The organism is Paenisporosarcina cavernae (assembly GCF_003595195.1).
Taxonomy (GTDB): domain Bacteria; phylum Bacillota; class Bacilli; order Bacillales_A; family Planococcaceae; genus Paenisporosarcina; species Paenisporosarcina cavernae.
The window spans coordinates 2328792-2346105 of the sequence record NZ_CP032418.1 but is presented as its reverse complement, the minus strand read 5'-3'; the positions used below and the strand labels follow the sequence as shown (position 1 = coordinate 2346105).

The following is a 17314-nucleotide window of genomic DNA, read 5'->3' as shown; positions in this document are numbered from 1 at the left end:
GGATTATAACTTCTTCAACTATTTGCAGGGTGTATATACCTTGAGGACTTTAAGTTATTATGTAATTATGTTATAATGTAATTACAGAATTATGTTATAATTTTTGTGCTACTTCACATACTATATAGAAAGGATGATAAAGGTGAGTGTCGAAACTATGAAAGAAAAACGTTTTACTCGAAAGATTCATCAGACTGGAAACAGTTTAACAGTCGGTATTCCTTCTGAAATTTCCGAAAAGCTGAACCTTCAAAAAGGTGAGGAGCTTGAAGCGATATTTGTAGAAGGAAAAGATGAAATAATTTATAGAAAAAAAGAGATTTCTTATTTACCTAAAGGAATTGATAAAGAATTTTTAACAGTTCTTGAAGGCGTGATTGATGACTACCACGAAGCATTGCTTAATTTAAAAGATCGCTAATTATTCGCTTAGTCATTGGAGGAATTGACGTTGAACATCAAACTATTGTCGGATGAGCAATATTTAGCAATACATTATGCGATTATGAAGAAACATGATGATTTAGACCAAGCGGGTATAAAATATTTAGACCGATTCGAAGCAATGATTGAAAGGCCATCCTCACACTTTTTCGGTGAAGAATTATATCCTAGCGTGGTGGAAAAAGCTTGCTGTATATATCACTCCATAACTACAACACATATTTTTCAGAATGGTAATAAACGAACCGCATTTGCTGCATTTCTAGTTTTTCTCAGAATGAACGGTTTCACGATTTCTTTAACGAATAAACAAGCGGAAGATTTCACAGTATATCTAGCAGTAGATGAAAAATTTAAATCAAATGACGCAGTTTCAATTTTAGTTCGAGAAATGGAGCCGTATATCAAACCACTCAAACCTGACAACTTCTAATCGCATAATTTTTAGGCAAAGCATTCTATCGTTATATTGCTAGGTTGTGAACAATGCAATAATAAGGAGATCCTTTCGATGAACATTTCAATACGCTCCTGCACAATGAATGACCTTTATGCGCTCCAAACGCTCGGAATACTAACTTATGATGAAACGTTTAGAGCCCACAATACGGACGTGATAATGAAAGAGTATTTGGATGCTGCATTTCATTTAAACAAGCTAAAACGAGAGCTTGAAAATGACAATTCTGGTTTCTACTTTGCGTCTGTTGATGACAAGTTGGCTGGTTATTTAAAAGTGAACGTAGGCGCTGGGCAAACGGAAGATATGGGAGAAGATACGCTGGAAATTGAACGTATCTATGTTCTACAGGAATTTCAAAAGCATGGTGTCGGCAAGCTTTTATACCAAAAAGCATTGGATATTGCGAATGAAAACGAGAAGAAGAAAATTTGGCTAGGCGTATGGGAAAACAATTTTAATGCACTTGCTTTTTACAATAAACTTGGTTTTGTCCGTCATTCATCACACTCCTTTTTCATGGGAGATGACGAACAATTGGATTACATAATGTTGAAAGAAATTTAATATGGTAGATAGAACAGAGAATCTTGATGACTAAGGTTCTCTTTATTATTGGAATAAAATGCAGTTGAAAAATTTTACCATTTGAGAATGGTATCCACTATAATCAAATAAAGTGTAGGAATAACAAAGGGGATACGAAAATGTTAATCGTTACAACAGAAAGAATCGAGAATTATGAAGTGAAAGAAGTGTATGGGCCTGTTTTTGGTTTGACGGTTCGAGCACGAGGACTTGGAAAAGACATTGTGGCATCGTTTAAAGGGTTGATGGGTGGAGAGATTAGTCAGTATACAGAAATGCTCGAGGATGCGAGAAAACAAGCGGTAGATCGGATGGTCGTCAATGCGACTGCAATGGGAGCAAATGCGATTGTTATGATGCGTTTTGACTCGGGTGAAATAGGACAAAACATGAGCGAAATTGTGGCGTATGGAACTGCAGTCAGAGTAGAGAAGAAACAGTAATGGAATGGATTCTTGGATTTTACGGAATTCAATTCATTGTCGTACTTATACTTATTATTGGGTCGTGGTTTATCTGGGATCGAAGAATGAAGAATCGACATGGGAATGCCGTTCCAAATGGATTTGAACGAACTTCCGAAGTATCGATTGATCCAACAACGAATAAACGTCTTGTCGTCTATTTTAACTCAACGACAGGAGAGCGATTCTATAAGGAAGAGGAAGGAGTGAAGTGAATGTATTCTGTCATCTATTTGTATCCGGTGAAATTAGAAAACAAAGCGAAATTTGTTTCAATCAATAAGCAGGCTGGGGAAATTTATGTTGAATATGGTGCACTGTCGGATGAAACGTTCCAACCCGTTCATATTGACGGGAAATATAACAGTATTGGACTAGGCGAAAATATCGAACTTCACGAGAATGAAACACTGATGTTTTCCATCGCGACCTTTATTGATAAAGGACATCATGATGAGGTGTTAGAAAAAGTGGACCAAGATTCTCGCATCTTGTCCTTATTTGAAGACATGAAGGCAACGATTGATATCACTCGCATTGTTCGCGGAGAATTCGAACGAGTGTAAATGTACCAAGAGTGTTTTTCAATGAATGTAGGTTATTTTGTTTTAACGAATGCAAGTTTCAGAATTTAATGAGGTAGAAAGAAAAGAGGTAGTAAGATGGACAATTTTCCTGTCGTCATTATTGGAGCCGGGTTAAGTGGTTTACGTATTGCCTCTTTGCTGATGGAACATAATATTCCGTTCAAAGTAATAGAAGCACGGGAACGAGTTGGAGGAAGGGTTTTAACCGCTTCCGCAAGTAGCAGTCAAAAAGAGTTGAACGTGGACTTAGGTCCAACGTGGTTCTGGCCGGAGAGCGAAACGTTCATGACGAAATTAGTCCATGAGTTGAAGTTAGAAACATTTGAGCAATATACGACAGGAGCAATGCTTTCTGAACGGACTCCAAGTCAGCCGCCAGAACGCTTTCACTTGCCTGAAAACGCTATTGCTAAGTCACGTCGATTTGAAGGTGGCGTACAATCATTAATCGATGCCTTGTATAGAAAAATCCCGTTAAACCAGCTAGAACTTTCCACCCGTGCCGTCACTGTTCAATTACTGAACAATTCAGAAGTAGTCGTGGAATCTATCTGCCAAAATGGAGAGCACAAAAAAGAACAAGCGAGAGCGGTCGTCATGACCGTACCTCCACGTATTATTTCACGGGATATTCAGTTTATTCCTTCCTTACCAACAGTCGTAACAACACATCTCCAACAAACGGCAACTTGGATGGCGGGACAAGCCAAATTTGTTGCGGTATATGACCGGCCGTTTTGGCGTGAGAAAGGTCTTTCTGGATATGCAACAAGCTGGGTTGGTCCTCTACAAGAAATACATGATGCATCTCCTCAGAACGACGGAGCTGCTCTATTTGGATTTGTGGGAATTCCAGCTATAGAAAGACAGTCGCTAGGAAAAGATCAAGTAATTCAGTTTGCGCTCGATCAACTTGTTCGATTATTTGGCCAAGAAGCTGCGAGTGTAAAAGAGATTTTTTATCAGGATTGGTCGTTAGAGAAAGAAACTGCCACAAAAGAGGATTTTCCACCATTACGTGATTTTCCACACTACCACCCTATCTTAGTAAAGGGAGAATGGAACAACAAAATCTTTTTCGCAGGAACAGAAACGAGTGCAGAGTTTGGCGGTCATTTAGAAGGTGCGCTTCGTTCTGCAGAATTCGTTGTAGAACAACTGCGTAACCTTAATAAGTAGAAAGAATGAGAATAACAAATATGAAGTAGATAAAAGGACGGAGCATCTCACCAAGAGTGAAATGTCCGTCCTTTCATTTTCCGATATCAAAGCTTATTGCTGAATGTCGCTTACTTTCACGATCGCTTTTCCTACATTCGCGCCTTTGAATAAATCTAAAAACGCGTCAATCGTATGGTCAAAACCTTCTGTAATTGTCTCTTCATACGTGAGCTTTCCTTCTTTTAGCCATTCTGCAAGTGCGTCCGCACCTTCTTTGAAACGAGGTGCATAATTTCCAACTGTAAAGCCTTGCATGAGTGAGCTTGTTTTAATTAAATAACCTTGAACGCGCGGGCCAATATCGGCACTCGACTTGTTGTAAGCAGAGATTGCTCCACAAACCGGAATACGTGCAAAATTGTTTAATAGCGGGAATACTGCATCCCCAATTTCGCCACCAACATTTTCAAAATAGACATCAATGCCATTTGGACAAACTTTCGCAAGCGCATCTCCGACGTTTTCCGTTTTGTAATTAATTGCTTCATCAAAGCCAAACTTGTTTTTAATCAGATTTGCCTTTTCATCAGAACCAACAATCCCAACTACACGAGCACCTTTAATCTTCGCAAGTTGTCCCACGACAGAACCTACAGCACCAGCTGCACCTGAGACGACAACCATTTCACCTGCTTGAGGTTTTCCGATGTCGAGTAATCCAAAATACGCAGTCAAACCAGTCATTCCGAGAATGCTTAAATAAGCAGATGCGGGCGCTTGTGTGTGATCGATTTTTCGAATCGTTTTTTCATTCGCCAGATTATACTCTTGCCATCCAAGTGTCCCAATGACGACATCACCTTCTGAAAAGTGCTCCGATTTGGAAGTTTCCACTTGACCAACCACACCACTAGAAATTACATCATTTAACTGGAACGGCGGAACATACGATTTTCCTTCATTCATTCGACCACGTAAATAAGGGTCTACGGAAATATATACTGTGCGGACTAGTACTTCACCTTCAGATGGTTCTGGAATTGCAACGTCCACTTGATTAAAATCTTCTAACGTAGGAGTTCCTACAGGTCGCTTTTTTAATTGTATACTTTTTTGCATACGTAAATTCCTCCTTCGAGTGCTTGTTGAGTATTGTAACGCGGCAAGGTGATTTTAGATAATGATTCGCATTTGGAGGAATGAAAAAGCCATAAATGAATATTCAAGTGTCAATTTCATTTTGCATTAAAAAAAGAGCATTTTCGCTCCTTTATATCCTCAAGTATTCATACAGAGTTTTTTATTAATAAGCTGAATTTTTAGCATCTCATCGAATGTCCAAAAGAGAAAAGATGAAAATAGGGATGTGACGAAAAAGAAGTTTTGAGGATTCCAGTTAATCTCATACAAAGCAAAAGGTAAAAGCACAAGCAATGAAGCGGCTCCAACATGAAGAATAAATGATGTGAGTAGTCTGCTTAGTCCTTGCTGTTTTTTCGTAAGAAAATCCGAGACGATGGAAGTGGGGATTCCGACAAACATAAGGATGGAGAACAAATATATTCCGAATAGCAGTACGGGACTCGATGGATCGAGTGAAAAATAAATAAGTACAACCATAAAAGAAGTTAACATGGCGGTGAGAAATTTTCTGATGATCATATGGAAACTCCATTCTAAGAAGAACTTATGGAAAGTTTTATCTAACGCAAACTATTCACCGCTTGAATATCGATTATCTCCCATTGTATAGTTCGTGCTTTCGCCTGGCTTTGCAGACGAGATAATGTGATTCTGATTAGCAGCGTTCATTTTTTGATCTCTCCTGTCGAGCAAAAATGCAAAAGCAACAATAACGACAAGCACACTACCAACAAATAACCAAATCACTTGAATCCCCCTTTTTTTTGAAGCCGATACGAACTTTAAGAGCTACATAAAAATGCATACTTTTATTTATTCACTAAATCACTATTCCCTTATAAATCTACCTACGCTTCATGGCTAAATTGCCATTGTACCCCGAATCGATCTTCTACCATTCCATACGCCTTACTCCAAAATGTTTCTTGAAGAGGCATTATGATTTTGCCTGATTTAGCTAACGCATCAAATTGTGTTTTCATCAATTCGGCATCGTCTCCAACAACAGCTAACGTCATTCCATCTCCATGTGAGACAGGCGAATGTGGCATCGAATCGGAAAAGTATAGAGGTGTACCGTACACTTCTAATCGTCCGTGCAACACACGGTTCGCAGTTTCGTCGTCGACCTGTTGTCCAGGCATGTCTTTAAAATACTGAATTTGAGCAGCTTCTGTTCCAAATACTTCCTCGTAAAAATGAATGACTTCTTCTGTGTTTCCATTGAAATTTAAATACGCAATAATTGGCATAGTAATGCTCCTTTAATATCAGTATTTAGAAAAAATGTTTTAACACTTCGTAATAAAGGACGCCTATTTCACATTTAATGTTTCTACTTGTCGTAACTTGAATACATCAAATAACGACAGAAAAACCATAACCCAAATAAAGGGAGTGTTATATTCAATTCCAAGAATCGATTTCCCTCCAAAGAAATGAAGCGTCACGATGAGAGCTACAAAGTAAAGAATGAAAATAGACATCGCTATTTTATTTTTGCCTTCCTCAATGCCATCAATATCCAAGAAAAACTTCTCTATTAGCAGAAATATGATCAGTCCACAAATAAAAATAGAACCCATTTGAAACTTTGAAAGTGTAAGTCCGGGCAAGAAGCTATCGTGAAAATAATCTTTCATAAAAAACAGACCGAGAAATATTCCAAAAAGAACTTCCATAAACCGAATTTTCCTTAACAATTCACTAAGCACCTCCATCTGCTGACAAACTGTTATATACAAACTATCAAAATTGTTAGAAAATAACAATATACCTCGAATAAAGAAATGGTTGTAGTTGAAAAGAGGAAGTTAAAATGGAATTCAAAAAAATTCGGATTATCGGATCTGTTGGAAGTGGAAAAACGACATTTGCACGTGAACTAAGTAATCTGCTCAATATACAGCATACGGAAATCGATAACCTGGTATGGGATCGAACACCTGGTGGGAGTATACGAAGAACTCCTGAAGCACGTGATGCCAAACTTCAGAAGATACTTGCTCAAAATGATTGGATAGTCGATGGCGTTCATCAAGCAGAATGGGTAGCGCAGTCCTTTCAGGAAGCCGATATCATTGTGTTACTGGATACACCTTATAGGAAACGTGTCGTCCGAATAACGAAACGGTTTGTGAAACAAAAGCTCAAACTGGAAAAAGCGAATTATATTCCTACCTTTACCATCTTCCGCAAAATGTATCAGTGGAATCGATTGTTTGAAAACGTGGAAAAGCAGCTGTTTTTCGATACATACGACCATTTAACAGACAAAATACGATTTATCAAAACAAAGGAAGATATGCAGCGGTTCGTTGAGGAGGCTCGAATGTGAAGTACATAGGGATTTTTATTGGAGTGCTTATTATGACATTTCTACTGTTTCTTTTAGCTGGAATGGTTTTCAATGCTTCGAGTACAGACGAATCGTCCGTCTTACTAATTGTCATCGCACTTCAAAATGCAGTCATCATTAGCTTCCTACTATATATGGCGCTTGCTAAAACGACTAAAGTTGGAATTCGTCGGAAGAAAGCGTAGTGCTCAATTTATGTGAGGGGGAATAATTTCATGCAATGGATAGTCGAGGTTTCCCTTGGAATTGTCTTTCAGCACTTTCGTTCCAAGTCCTTCATTACCATTAGATTATAGAGAAGAAAAAAGGAGTGAACGGAGTGGCAATTGCAACATTTTTACTCATTGCTTGGATACTCAACTGGTTCAATTTTCAGCAGTTATTCATTCAAGCTGTGAACGAATTATTTGGGAAGAAAGTGACTACTGCAACATATTATTTTATCTTTTTTGCAATCGAAGCATTCGGAGATATTATTTTGTTTTTCCAAGGTACATATAAAAGTATTTTCTTAACCATGTAAGGAATAGAAGGAATCTTCATTATCAGTCTTGAGATTATGAGGGGAGAGAATTTGATGCAAAGCTGTGAAAACTGTGGAGAGAAATTCACCTGGAAACAAATTTGGAAATCGATGAATTTAGCATATCGACCAATTTATTGTAAAAAGTGCGGAACTGTCTATAAAGTGCCATTTGATCAGAAATGGAAAGTGGCATTCATCATTTCGTTTCCACTACTCATCTTGGAATTCTTTAGTTTCCCAATATTCGAAGTAAGTTTACGTAGCTCACTCATAATTTTATTGAGTTGGACAGTAGTAGTGATGCTCAGTCTCCCATTTACAATTCGCTATAAAAAAATAACATAAAATCATCCACACATCGGAGGAAATAGAATGCGTTTACAAAACAAGACAGTCATGATTACAGGTGGAGCGAGCGGAATTGGACTAGCAACCGTTCGGTTATTTTTAAAAGAAGGGGCTCAAGTGGCTTTTGTTGATCGAAATGAAGAGAGAGGGAAAGCGCTTGAAAAAGAACTACAGGAGACCTACCACCATGTACGATTCTATAGATTAGACGTGACAAATCGTGATCAAGTGGATCACGTGGTGCAGGCAATCGTACAAGATTTTGGTGGGATAGACGTGTTAATCAACAATGCGGGAATTACGAAAGATAATATGTTCAAGAAAATGCCGTTTGAGGCGTTTCAACAAGTAATGGATGTAAATGTGAGTGGAGTGTTTCATTGTGCTCAGGCAGTGCTGTCTCACTTACTCGATAAAGGAAAAGGCAAAATTATTAACACGTCTTCGATTACAGGAATCGGTGGAAATATCGGGCAGTCCAACTATGCGGCGTCAAAAGCGGCAGTGATTGGACTGACAAAAACATGGGCAAAAGAATTCGGGAAAAAAGGGATTAACGTGAATGCCGTTGCACCAGGCTTCATTGAAACAGAAATGACTGAAACTATCCCAGACAATGTGAAAATGCAAATGAGCATGATTACGTCGAGTCCACGTTTTGGACAAGCAATCGACGTTGCGAATGCGTATCTATTTCTTGCGTCCGATGAATCCGCTTTCATCAACGGACATGTGTTGAGTGTAGATGGTGGGATGATGAAATAAAGAATAGCACTAATGTGTAAAATGATATGAATAATTTTTTGCTTTTCTCATTTCTAAGGGAATCAAAAGATAGGTGGGGATGTAATTGTCAGCAATAGAAGTTCTATCTTGGCCGTTTGAAAAAGAAAGTATCGATTATCTAAATAATGATACGCACTTTTTAAACTATCCAGTTATCTATGTTCTGAATGGACATAAGGAAGCTTACATAGGTGAAACGGTTTATTTCAAAAATAGAATGAAGGCACATTTAAAAAGTCGTAAAAATATGGATCAAATAAATTTAATTAAACATGAACAATTTAATCGATCCGCTACATTCCACTTAGAGACGAAGCTCATAAATTATTTTCTAGGGGACGAGAAATACACACTTCAAAACAAAAGCAAGACTTCAAGTGATTTCACCCACAATTATTACAATAAGTCTTATTACGATCATGATATTTTCAGGCAAATTTGGACGAAATTAATGAAAAATAATTTAGTCGATCATCCCCTTCACGTGATTGAAAACAAAGATATCTTCAAACTATCTCCATTTAAGGAGTTAACATTAGAGCAAGTGGAGTTAAAAGAAAAAGTTCTTGAATTTTGCGAGGAACAAGTTCGAAATGATGCGCAAGCGTACGGTAGTTTATTAGTAATTGAAGGTGAAGCTGGAGTTGGAAAGAGTGTCGTTCTTAGTTCCATCTTTAACACTATTCAAGAAAGAGCAGAGGAAGCATCTTCTCCATTGTACAAAACAGAAAATTATTTAGTTGTGAACCATGAAGAAATGTTTAAAACGTACAAAGATATTGCGAAACAAGTGAAGCATTTAAAGGCGAAAAACTTTGCGAAGCCCACTCCTCTAATTAATAAATTGCAGCAAGAAAATAAGCAGGTAGACATTATCTTTGTAGATGAAGCCCATTTACTCTTAACAAAATCCGATACGTACAATAACTTTCATGCAAATAACCATTTAGAGGAATTACTAAAGTTAGCACGTGTTGTGGTTATTATTTTTGACCAAGATCAAGTGCTAAAGTTAAAAAGTCTATGGGATGGCAATTCGTTAGATACCTTAAAAAAGAAAAGCACTTATTGGGAAGAATATCAGCTTACGAATCAATTTCGGATGCAAGCAAATGAAGAAGTTATTAACTGGGTTAATGCGTTTAAACAAAAGAAGTTGTGGCCACTTCCTACAGATAATAACTACGAAGTAAAGATTTTTAAAACGCTTCAAGAGTTATCTGTTGCCATAAAAAAGAGAGACGAAGTAGTTGGGTTAAGTAGAGTAGTATCGACATTTGATTATTTACATAAAAAAGATGGAGAAACGTATTATGTGAAAGAGTCGAATGGCGATTATCAAATACCATGGAATACAACTAGCCCAAAATATACGTGGGCAGAAAATCCAGATACTGTTCACGAAGCAGGTTCTATTTATACCATTCAAGGGTTTGATTTAAATTACGTGGGAGTCGTGTTAGGTCCATCTGTAAAATACGATGAAACTCGCGACGAAATTGTCATTGATACTGACTTATATATGGACAAAGGTGCGTACTCAGGAATGAATGGCATTGAAAACGTTGCGGAGGGTAAAGAAAAAATTGTATTAAATTCCATCAATATTCTGATGAAACGTGGCATCAATGGTCTTTATATCTATGCATACGATGATGCACTGCGAAAGAAACTTTTGGAATATCAACTAGTTCAACAGAAAGAGTAATTTACATATTAACTTCTGAGAGTCTTCTATATAATTAGTCGAAAAAACTTGCGACTTAGGGGTGAAGCATATTTCATACGAGCTCATTATTTTGGGTTATGCCATTGGTATCTTTCTTTATTTGCTGATATTCGGTCAGTTGACTTCTATAAGTGGTTCTCTTTTTGAATACCAGGACTACTTATTTTTAGTGTTAGGTATCATCTTTCTTATGAGTGTGTTTTTCATTCCTAAGGTAAGAGGAAATTTAAGTAACCACTTGAAGAAATCGGATGTTTGGAACGTGAAAAATCTAGTAGTTTCGTTTGGATCATTAGTTGTAATGATGGTTGTATATAAGGAGATTATTTTTCTAGACCCTTTTGCAAAGGAATCAGTAAAGACTGCTTTACGTTTTAATCTATCGACAGATTATTCGCCTGTATTATTTGTTGCCATGATTATTATTGCTCCGCTGTGGGAAGAATTCTTTTTTCGAGGAATGCTAATAGGCGGACTTCGCCAGAAGCTCCCAGTTTGGATATGTGTCATTTTATCCGCAACACTATTTGCTTTTCTGCACCCGCTGTACCCGTTGTTTGGCTTCACATTGGCAATTCTCTATACAATTCTTTTTTTCGCGACTAAATCTTTATGGATAACAGTGATCGTGCACAGTGCTTGGAATATTTTTATTGTACTAACAAATTATCTTTAATCGCATGGGAGAGGTGAGGTACGTGGGGAATTTGGAAAGAGAGTATCCGGTATTGCGTGAACATAATAGACGTAAAGAATCTCGAACAAATAATCGCCGAGCAATGCTTGTGTTGTGTTTAGCAATCATTGGAATTGTGGTGAAAGTCTTCTTTTATTCGTAAAAAAGGTTGAAATGGCTGATTGTGTAAACAATCATTCTTTTTTGCGGTCTCAGTTAAAGCTAATGGAAGAAACAATCATGACGGTTCAATCTGTCGTGATTATTTCTTGCATTAGCTTTTTTGTTCGGTATTCACATAGATTATACTTTATGAATTGAATTTTTTTATCAAAACTCTCTCATACATATTGAATTTTATTAGAAGATTATGAGCTATAACCCATGCATAACAAATCTTTTTATGACTATTTTCTTAATTTACTCAAAAAACTAATCCTCTTTTCAAAATGGACCGTTTACTTTCTGTATAGTAATCAAGTTGATGTGGAAGGGAGGTGACAGACTGCGTGCGAAAACTACTTTTCGGGACAACGATTGCACTTTCTACTTTATGGTTCGTTCCACAAACGGCAGGAGCTGAAGGATTATTGTCTTCTGTAACAGAACCTGTTTCTACTATAGTGAACGAAACAACTGAAACGGTAGAAATAGCGACACCAGATATAACGGTGGAAACAGATGTCATTTCCGTTACAACAGATGAGGAAATTTCGATTTCTACTCCTGTGGCGGATGTGAAGACCACTTCTGAAAAAGGGATACAGGTTTCAACGCCAATTGCAGAGATTGAGGCGACTCCTGATATCCAAGTGACAGTGGATACACCAGTAGTAGAAACGAAGGTTTCTCCTTCCACTGTTCAAGTGGAGACACCTGTGATGGATGCAGATCCTGATTCGAAAGAGCGTATATCGATTGATGTTTCAACACCATCTGTTGAAGAAGAACCATTCGTACAACAGGATGAACAGGTTGAAAATCCGAGTATGCCTCTAAAAAATCCAGAAAATGTGGAGAAAACGGTACCTGTAAGTAAACTTAGACTGATGGAAGATAAGGTAGTTGCGAAGGAAACACAGCCGATCGCGAAGCGAGAAGAAGCGAATCCTGTGAAAGTTCCAATTGATTCAATGGACTGGCATCGCCAGAAGGAAATAGGAATCCAACCATCCCCATTGTCAGGTGGCTTTCAACAAGGACAAAGTTCAATTGGAGGTTCAGCTACCTCTAGTTCCATTTTTGTTGGAACATTACCAAATGAACTAGCGCTTGAAACGACTGTCCAAGTTCAACTTGCCGAGCAAAGTCGAGTGATGTATGACCAGTGGATGAACGCACCGCCGTCTCAGCCACCACAAACTCTTTCTTTTTTCATAAACAACTAATTTAATCTAATGAAAAAAGAAGGAGAGAATATAAGGATGAAAAATACATTACGTACACTTACGTTAGCAGGAGCTATGACACTAGGAACCTTGGCTGCAGGACATGCAACATTTGCAGCAGAAAACGATACGATGGTTAAAAATAATGAGGAAACAAATCTTTCGATTTTTAGCAACGGTAACGATGATTCCGTCGTAACGTCAATTTTGAATTCAGTTGATTTCCAACTTGAAAATGATGATGTTCAAGCAGAAGCTTCAACTGACACGAACGCTGATGTGATGGTGAATGAAGATGACATCTCTTCTGACATTTCAAATGAAACGGATGCAGCAGTAGGTGTGATGGCTGAAGAGGAAGACAACTCACTAGAAGCAGAAGCTTCAACTGACACGAACGCTGATGTGATGGTGAATGAAGACGACATCGTTATCGACGTTTCCAATGAAACGGATGCAGCAGTAGGCGTGATGAGTGAGGACGAAGACAACTCACTAGATGCAGGAGCAACAGCTTCAAACGACACGAACGCTGACGTGATGGTAAATGAAGATGAAATCACAACAGACGTTTCCAATGAAACGGATGCAGCAGTAGGTGTAATGGCTGAAGGTGAAGACAAATCACTAGCAGCAGGAGCAACAGCTTCCAACGATACGAAAGCTGACGTGATGGTAAATGAAGATGAAATCACAACAGACGTTTCCAATGAAACGGATGCAGCAGTAGGCGTGATGACTGAGGACGAAGATAACTCAGTTGAAGCAGAGGCTTCAAACGACACGAACGCTGACGTGATGGTAAATGAAGATGAAATCACAACAGACGTTTCAAATGAAACAGATGCAGCGGTTGGTTTTAGTGCTCAAGATGAAGATAGCTATTCGTCCGTTCAAGGGAATGTAATGAACGATGTGATGGGTTCATTTGAATCGAATGAAGATGAAACAATGAGCTCGTTTAAATCGGTTACTGGAGGAACAATCGGTACAGCTTTTGAAGATGAAGATTCTTCAACAAATGCTGATGCTTCCCTTATGAACACACTTTCTGGTTCTTTTATCAGTAATGAAGAAGAGACAAAAAGTGATCTTTCATCTATGACAGATCTTGGAGTCAATCTTTCCAATGAAGAAGAGGAAGAAGCAACTTCTCTTTTTGCAGATGTAACCAATGCGATGGATGTTGGCTTATCGGAGGATCAATTTGGTTTAGCAACTGACTTAGGTGTCTCTGGTGGTGCAGCTTCTATGGATAACAATTCGTCGTTTATGTCTGCTATTGATTTAGGGGTTGGCGTAAACTTCATGGTGATGGAGGAAGAATCTAATCACCATGCAGGATTCTTATCACTGCGATAATAAGAATAGTTGATTGAATGCACGTTTTACATGACATTCAATCCTAAATCCCTTTGCCGGGCTGATCACTTGGCAAAGGGATTTTTTTCGTTCCACCATCTATCATACAGTTATTTTCTATGTCTATAATAGAAACAATAAGTTGTTGGGGGATTTTGGGTATGCGTCCTATTATACTTGGTGTCTTTGCATCGCTCTTTTTCGCGGTGACGTTTGTGTTAAATGCCTCGATGGAAGAAGCGGGAGGTAGTTGGTTGTGGAGTGCGTCTCTTCGCTATTTTTTCATGGTGCCACTTCTACTTCTTTTAGTCGGGCTGCGTAGAAATTTGTGTGCTCTTTTTATGGAAATGAAGCGAGATCCCGTTCAGTGGTTAGTCTGGAGTTTTGTCGGTTTCGGTTTGTTTTACGCACCGATTACGTTTGCGGCTGCGTATGCTCCCGGTTGGTTAATCGCAGGGACGTGGCAAGTCACAATTGTATCGGGAGCGTTTCTCGCACCGTTGTTCTTTACGACGTTGGAAACGAAAAGTGGCCAAGCGAAAGTGCGGCATAAAATTGCGTGGCGGGGCGTAGCGTTCTCTTCTGTGATGCTACTTGGTATTGTGCTCATGCAACTAGAACATGCAGAGACAATTCCGACAAAACAGCTCGTATTTGGACTCTTTCCAGTTCTAATCGCTTCCTTTTCCTATCCTCTTGGGAACCGGAAAATGATGGAGGTTTGTGATGGGAGAATCGATGCCTATCAGCGCGTCCTCGGAATGACAATCGCAAGTCTACCATTTTGGGTAGTGCTTGCAATAGTTGGCGCAAACACTGTAGGTCCACCATCTCTGTCGCAAGTTTCCCAATCATTTTTAGTTGCAGTATTTTCTGGTGTCATTGCCACTGTCTTATTTTTTATGGCGACCGATCTTGTCCGAGGTGATATGACGAAATTAGCAGCCGTGGAAGCAACTCAATCATTAGAAGTGCTCTTTGCATTAGGCGGGGAGATATGGTTACTTTCCATAGCATTTCCTTCTTCGCTAGCATGGGGTGGAATGTTACTAGTCGTAGTAGGAATGATCATACATAGCAACTACAGTCGAAAACCATTAAATTCTATCGCTAAAAGTGGAGGAGAAATAGTATGAAATTGATCTATCATCTATCGGAAGAGGCATATGTACAATTCAATATGCATCACATAGAAAACTCGAAAACTGTCCAGACATCCTTAAAGTTACAACGATTTGGAATACCTATCCTGTATCTTTTCGTAGCAATTGTTCTTTCAAGGGTGACGGAAATGCCGCTAGCTTATCTACTTGTCGGCTTTGCGATTCTTGGATTAGCTTGGATTCTCTTCTATCCACGTTATTTTTATCGCTCGATCAAAAAGAGAACGGAGAAATTTATCCAAGAAGGAGATAGCAAAGGGATTCTGGGAACCCATGAAATGACGTTAACTGATGAAGGTATCACGGATATTTCAGAAGGTCGCCAAACGTCTGCATCTTGGCAAAGCCTGCAACGACTGACAGAAGATGACCATAATCTGTACATCTATAATACATCGATGAGTGCCTACATTTTGCCGAAACAAGAAATCGCACAGTGGCGTGAAGTAAAAGATTTGGTTCTAGATAAGATGAGGTAAATAGATGTGGTTCTCCAACCTTTCCATCACAAAAGATGGAAGGGTTTTTTCATTCCCGCATTCCGTACTCCAGATATTTTCGCGACATGCCAATTCATGATACGATTTTTTAAAACAATGAAAGAAGCCAACTTGTCGATATCGAGTATGAAAAAAAAGGTAATCCTTGAGGACAGGAAAGGAGCTTGCAACGTGAAGTATGTACTTATTTTATTTGTAGCATCTAGTGTAGTTCTATCGGGCTGTTTCCCAATTAATGTATTCGAAGATGTTACGCCGCTAACTGATGAAGAAACGAAAGGGAACGACGAGTTGGAAGTGCTCGCGACCAATTTTCAAATTCCGTGGTCGATTGAAAAGAATGGAGAGACGTTTTTCATTTCCGAACGGAATGGAACAATTGCAAAAGTGGTAAACGGGGATCTTACAAGACAGAAAGTGATACTTTCGAAGGATTTGTCCGATGCATCTGAGGCTGGACTACTTGGATTTGTTTTAGCACCAGATTTCGACTCATCACAAAAAGCGTTTGCCTATTATACGTATGAAGAGAATTCCAGCCAGTTTAATCGGATTGTAGAATTGTCTCTAGAAGACAATACTTGGACGGAGACATCGATACTTGTGGACGCTATTCCCAGTGGCAATGTGCACCACGGAGGAAGGCTCGCGATTGGACCAGATAAGAAATTATATGCAACGGCTGGAGATGCTTCCACTCCTGATTTAGCGCAAGATGTCGACTCGCTCGCAGGTAAAATTCTGCGAATGAATGTAGACGGCTCGATTCCAGAAGATAATCCGTTTAACGATTCGTATGTGTATAGTTACGGTCATCGAAATCCTCAAGGACTCGTGTGGGCGGAAGACGGTACGATGTATGCAAGTGAGCACGGACAAGCAGCAAATGATGAGATTAACAAAATCGAGCCCGGAAAGAATTACGGATGGCCAGTTATCGAAGGAAGGGATGAAGAGGAAGGGATGATCACTCCAATTTTTACCTCTGGAAGTGATCGAACGTGGGCACCTTCAGGAATGGCGTTACATGACAACATATTGTATGTCGCAGCACTTCGCGGAACGACCGTCCTTGCATTCGATATAGAAAGTGAGATGTATCGCGCTGTGATGGAAGATGTTGGTCGAGTTCGTGATGTCATGATTGCAGATGATTATTTATATTTCATTTCCAATAACACAGACGGTCGAGGAACGCCGAGTGAAACGGACGATAAGTTTTACCGAGTAAAATTGGACGAATAAAAAGAAGAGAAGGTTTTTGCTTCTCTTCTTCCATTACGTTCCGCGAGGGGCAAATAGCATCACGGAAACGCCAACGACACAAATTGCTGCGCCGATCAAGTCATAGAGATCCGGTGTTTTTTTGTCGATTCCCCAACCCCATAGTATGGACAAGACGATGAAGACGCCACCGTATGCAGCATAGACTCGTCCGAACGTTGGGAAAGCGTGGTATGTCGCAATGATGCCATATAAAATAAGCGCAATTCCTCCGAGAAGTCCAAAGTACAATGGTTTGTTTTCTCGTGGCCATTACCAAATGAGGTAGCCGTCTCCAATTTCTGCGAGTCCAGTGAGTAAAAATAAGTGCAATGCATGTATCATTTTTCTATTCCCTTCAACAGAA

The 17314-nt window shown here is 39.0% G+C and carries 24 protein-coding genes and 1 pseudogene; 20 read left to right on the top strand and 5 right to left on the bottom strand.

The features are described 5' to 3' along the window. Positions 1-157 precede the first annotated feature (157 nt). From D3873_RS12175 to D3873_RS12145, 7 genes are all read left to right on the top strand, one after another. Positions 158-421, top strand: coding sequence for an AbrB/MazE/SpoVT family DNA-binding domain-containing protein (locus D3873_RS12175; protein ID WP_162920204.1), 264 nt, complete (start codon positions 158-160; stop codon positions 419-421). Positions 422-451: 30 nt separating this feature from the next. Beyond that, positions 452-877, top strand: coding sequence for a type II toxin-antitoxin system death-on-curing family toxin (locus tag D3873_RS12170; RefSeq protein ID WP_238473789.1), 426 nt, complete (start codon positions 452-454; stop codon positions 875-877). Between the two features lie 78 nt (positions 878-955). Then, positions 956-1471, top strand: coding sequence for a GNAT family N-acetyltransferase (locus D3873_RS12165; RefSeq protein ID WP_119884265.1), 516 nt, complete (start codon positions 956-958; stop codon positions 1469-1471). Between the two features lie 140 nt (positions 1472-1611). Continuing rightward, positions 1612-1935 carry a YbjQ family protein gene (locus tag D3873_RS12160; RefSeq protein ID WP_119884264.1) on the top strand — a complete coding sequence of 108 codons (324 nt, stop codon included), beginning with the start codon at positions 1612-1614 and terminating at the stop codon, positions 1933-1935. Next, positions 1935-2171 (top strand): hypothetical protein, encoded by a 237-nt coding sequence (locus D3873_RS12155; RefSeq protein ID WP_119884263.1) that lies wholly within the window; start codon positions 1935-1937, stop codon positions 2169-2171. The genes D3873_RS12160 and D3873_RS12155 overlap by 1 nt, the downstream gene beginning before the upstream one ends. Next, positions 2172-2522: a DUF1428 family protein gene (locus D3873_RS12150; RefSeq protein ID WP_119884262.1), complete on the top strand. Its 351-nt coding sequence runs from the start codon at positions 2172-2174 to the stop codon at positions 2520-2522. Between the two features lie 96 nt (positions 2523-2618). Then, the gene (locus D3873_RS12145; RefSeq protein WP_119884261.1) at positions 2619-3722 is read left to right on the top strand and encodes a flavin monoamine oxidase family protein; all 1104 of its coding nucleotides are present in this window, start codon (positions 2619-2621) and stop codon (positions 3720-3722) included. Positions 3723-3815: 93 nt separating this feature from the next. Here D3873_RS12145 and D3873_RS12140 read toward each other — a convergent pair whose 3' ends face one another. From D3873_RS12140 to D3873_RS12125, 4 genes are all read right to left on the bottom strand, one after another. Next, positions 3816-4823: an NADP-dependent oxidoreductase gene (locus D3873_RS12140; protein WP_119884260.1), complete on the bottom strand. Its 1008-nt coding sequence runs from the start codon at positions 4821-4823 to the stop codon at positions 3816-3818. A gap of 594 nt (positions 4824-5417) precedes the next feature. After that, positions 5418-5594: a hypothetical protein gene (locus D3873_RS13500; RefSeq protein WP_162920090.1), complete on the bottom strand. Its 177-nt coding sequence runs from the start codon at positions 5592-5594 to the stop codon at positions 5418-5420. Between the two features lie 101 nt (positions 5595-5695). Next, a complete protein-coding gene (locus D3873_RS12130) occupies positions 5696-6100 on the bottom strand; it encodes a VOC family protein (protein WP_119884258.1) in 405 nt (134 codons plus the stop codon). Positions 6101-6163: 63 nt separating this feature from the next. After that, positions 6164-6550: a hypothetical protein gene (locus D3873_RS12125; protein ID WP_162920203.1), complete on the bottom strand. Its 387-nt coding sequence runs from the start codon at positions 6548-6550 to the stop codon at positions 6164-6166. A gap of 116 nt (positions 6551-6666) precedes the next feature. Between D3873_RS12125 and D3873_RS12120 the strand changes: the two genes are divergently transcribed. From D3873_RS12120 to D3873_RS12065, 13 genes are all read left to right on the top strand, one after another. Continuing rightward, positions 6667-7185, top strand: a complete 519-nt coding sequence (locus tag D3873_RS12120) for an AAA family ATPase (RefSeq protein ID WP_119884256.1) — start codon at positions 6667-6669, stop codon at positions 7183-7185. Then, complete coding sequence (locus tag D3873_RS12115) at positions 7182-7391, top strand: hypothetical protein (protein ID WP_119884255.1); 210 nt, start codon at positions 7182-7184, stop codon at positions 7389-7391. Before D3873_RS12120 ends, D3873_RS12115 begins: the two co-directional genes overlap by 4 nt. A 134-nt stretch (positions 7392-7525) precedes the next feature. After that, positions 7526-7729 carry a hypothetical protein gene (locus D3873_RS12110; RefSeq protein WP_119884254.1) on the top strand — a complete coding sequence of 68 codons (204 nt, stop codon included), beginning with the start codon at positions 7526-7528 and terminating at the stop codon, positions 7727-7729. A 36-nt stretch (positions 7730-7765) separates the two neighbouring features. Then, positions 7766-8077, top strand: a complete 312-nt coding sequence (locus tag D3873_RS13705; RefSeq protein ID WP_119884253.1) for a TIGR04104 family putative zinc finger protein — start codon at positions 7766-7768, stop codon at positions 8075-8077. A 27-nt stretch (positions 8078-8104) separates the two neighbouring features. Next, complete coding sequence (locus tag D3873_RS12100) at positions 8105-8845, top strand: SDR family NAD(P)-dependent oxidoreductase (RefSeq protein ID WP_119884252.1); 741 nt, start codon at positions 8105-8107, stop codon at positions 8843-8845. An 85-nt stretch (positions 8846-8930) separates the two neighbouring features. Then, the gene (locus D3873_RS12095; RefSeq protein WP_238473788.1) at positions 8931-10574 is read left to right on the top strand and encodes a DUF2075 domain-containing protein; all 1644 of its coding nucleotides are present in this window, start codon (positions 8931-8933) and stop codon (positions 10572-10574) included. A gap of 283 nt (positions 10575-10857) precedes the next feature. Beyond that, a complete protein-coding gene (locus tag D3873_RS12090) occupies positions 10858-11271 on the top strand; it encodes a CPBP family intramembrane glutamic endopeptidase (protein ID WP_162920201.1) in 414 nt (137 codons plus the stop codon). 22 nt (positions 11272-11293) lie between these two features. Beyond that, positions 11294-11434, top strand: a complete 141-nt coding sequence (locus tag D3873_RS13495) for a hypothetical protein (protein WP_162920200.1) — start codon at positions 11294-11296, stop codon at positions 11432-11434. Positions 11435-11780: 346 nt separating this feature from the next. After that, complete coding sequence (locus tag D3873_RS12085) at positions 11781-12659, top strand: hypothetical protein (RefSeq protein WP_119884250.1); 879 nt, start codon at positions 11781-11783, stop codon at positions 12657-12659. Positions 12660-12695: 36 nt separating this feature from the next. Continuing rightward, on the top strand, positions 12696-14021 hold the full coding sequence (locus D3873_RS12080; RefSeq protein WP_119884249.1) for a midas domain-containing protein: 1326 nt from the start codon (positions 12696-12698) through the stop codon (positions 14019-14021). A 161-nt stretch (positions 14022-14182) separates the two neighbouring features. Further along, positions 14183-15157, top strand: coding sequence for a DMT family transporter (locus D3873_RS12075; protein WP_119884248.1), 975 nt, complete (start codon positions 14183-14185; stop codon positions 15155-15157). Continuing rightward, on the top strand, positions 15154-15663 hold the full coding sequence (locus D3873_RS12070) for a YcxB family protein (protein WP_119884247.1): 510 nt from the start codon (positions 15154-15156) through the stop codon (positions 15661-15663). Before D3873_RS12075 ends, D3873_RS12070 begins: the two co-directional genes overlap by 4 nt. Before the next feature lie 192 nt (positions 15664-15855). Continuing rightward, on the top strand, positions 15856-16929 hold the full coding sequence (locus D3873_RS12065) for a PQQ-dependent sugar dehydrogenase (protein WP_238473787.1): 1074 nt from the start codon (positions 15856-15858) through the stop codon (positions 16927-16929). A gap of 33 nt (positions 16930-16962) precedes the next feature. Here the strand turns inward: D3873_RS12065 and D3873_RS12060 are convergent. Beyond that, positions 16963-17292, bottom strand: a pseudogene (locus D3873_RS12060) (YnfA family protein). Positions 17293-17314 lie beyond the last annotated feature (22 nt).

Excerpts from the sequence above, each read along its gene's own strand:
- D3873_RS12165 (WP_119884265.1), top strand. The coding sequence starts at position 956 with ATGAACATTTCAATACGCTCCTGCACAATGAATGACCTTTATGCGCTC.
- D3873_RS12145 (WP_119884261.1), top strand. The coding sequence starts at position 2,619 with ATGGACAATTTTCCTGTCGTCATTATTGGAGCCGGGTTAAGTGGTTTA.
- D3873_RS12120 (WP_119884256.1), top strand. The coding sequence starts at position 6,667 with ATGGAATTCAAAAAAATTCGGATTATCGGATCTGTTGGAAGTGGAAAA.
- D3873_RS12175 (WP_162920204.1), top strand. The coding sequence starts at position 158 with ATGAAAGAAAAACGTTTTACTCGAAAGATTCATCAGACTGGAAACAGT.
- D3873_RS12070 (WP_119884247.1), top strand. The coding sequence starts at position 15,154 with ATGAAATTGATCTATCATCTATCGGAAGAGGCATATGTACAATTCAAT.
- D3873_RS12155 (WP_119884263.1), top strand. The coding sequence starts at position 1,935 with ATGGAATGGATTCTTGGATTTTACGGAATTCAATTCATTGTCGTACTT.
- D3873_RS12140 (WP_119884260.1), bottom strand. The coding sequence starts at position 4,823 with ATGCAAAAAAGTATACAATTAAAAAAGCGACCTGTAGGAACTCCTACG.
- D3873_RS12100 (WP_119884252.1), top strand. The coding sequence starts at position 8,105 with ATGCGTTTACAAAACAAGACAGTCATGATTACAGGTGGAGCGAGCGGA.
- D3873_RS12080 (WP_119884249.1), top strand. The coding sequence starts at position 12,696 with ATGAAAAATACATTACGTACACTTACGTTAGCAGGAGCTATGACACTA.
- D3873_RS12160 (WP_119884264.1), top strand. The coding sequence starts at position 1,612 with ATGTTAATCGTTACAACAGAAAGAATCGAGAATTATGAAGTGAAAGAA.
- D3873_RS13705 (WP_119884253.1), top strand. The coding sequence starts at position 7,766 with ATGAGGGGAGAGAATTTGATGCAAAGCTGTGAAAACTGTGGAGAGAAA.
- D3873_RS12075 (WP_119884248.1), top strand. The coding sequence starts at position 14,183 with ATGCGTCCTATTATACTTGGTGTCTTTGCATCGCTCTTTTTCGCGGTG.
- D3873_RS12130 (WP_119884258.1), bottom strand. The coding sequence starts at position 6,100 with ATGCCAATTATTGCGTATTTAAATTTCAATGGAAACACAGAAGAAGTC.
- D3873_RS12150 (WP_119884262.1), top strand. The coding sequence starts at position 2,172 with ATGTATTCTGTCATCTATTTGTATCCGGTGAAATTAGAAAACAAAGCG.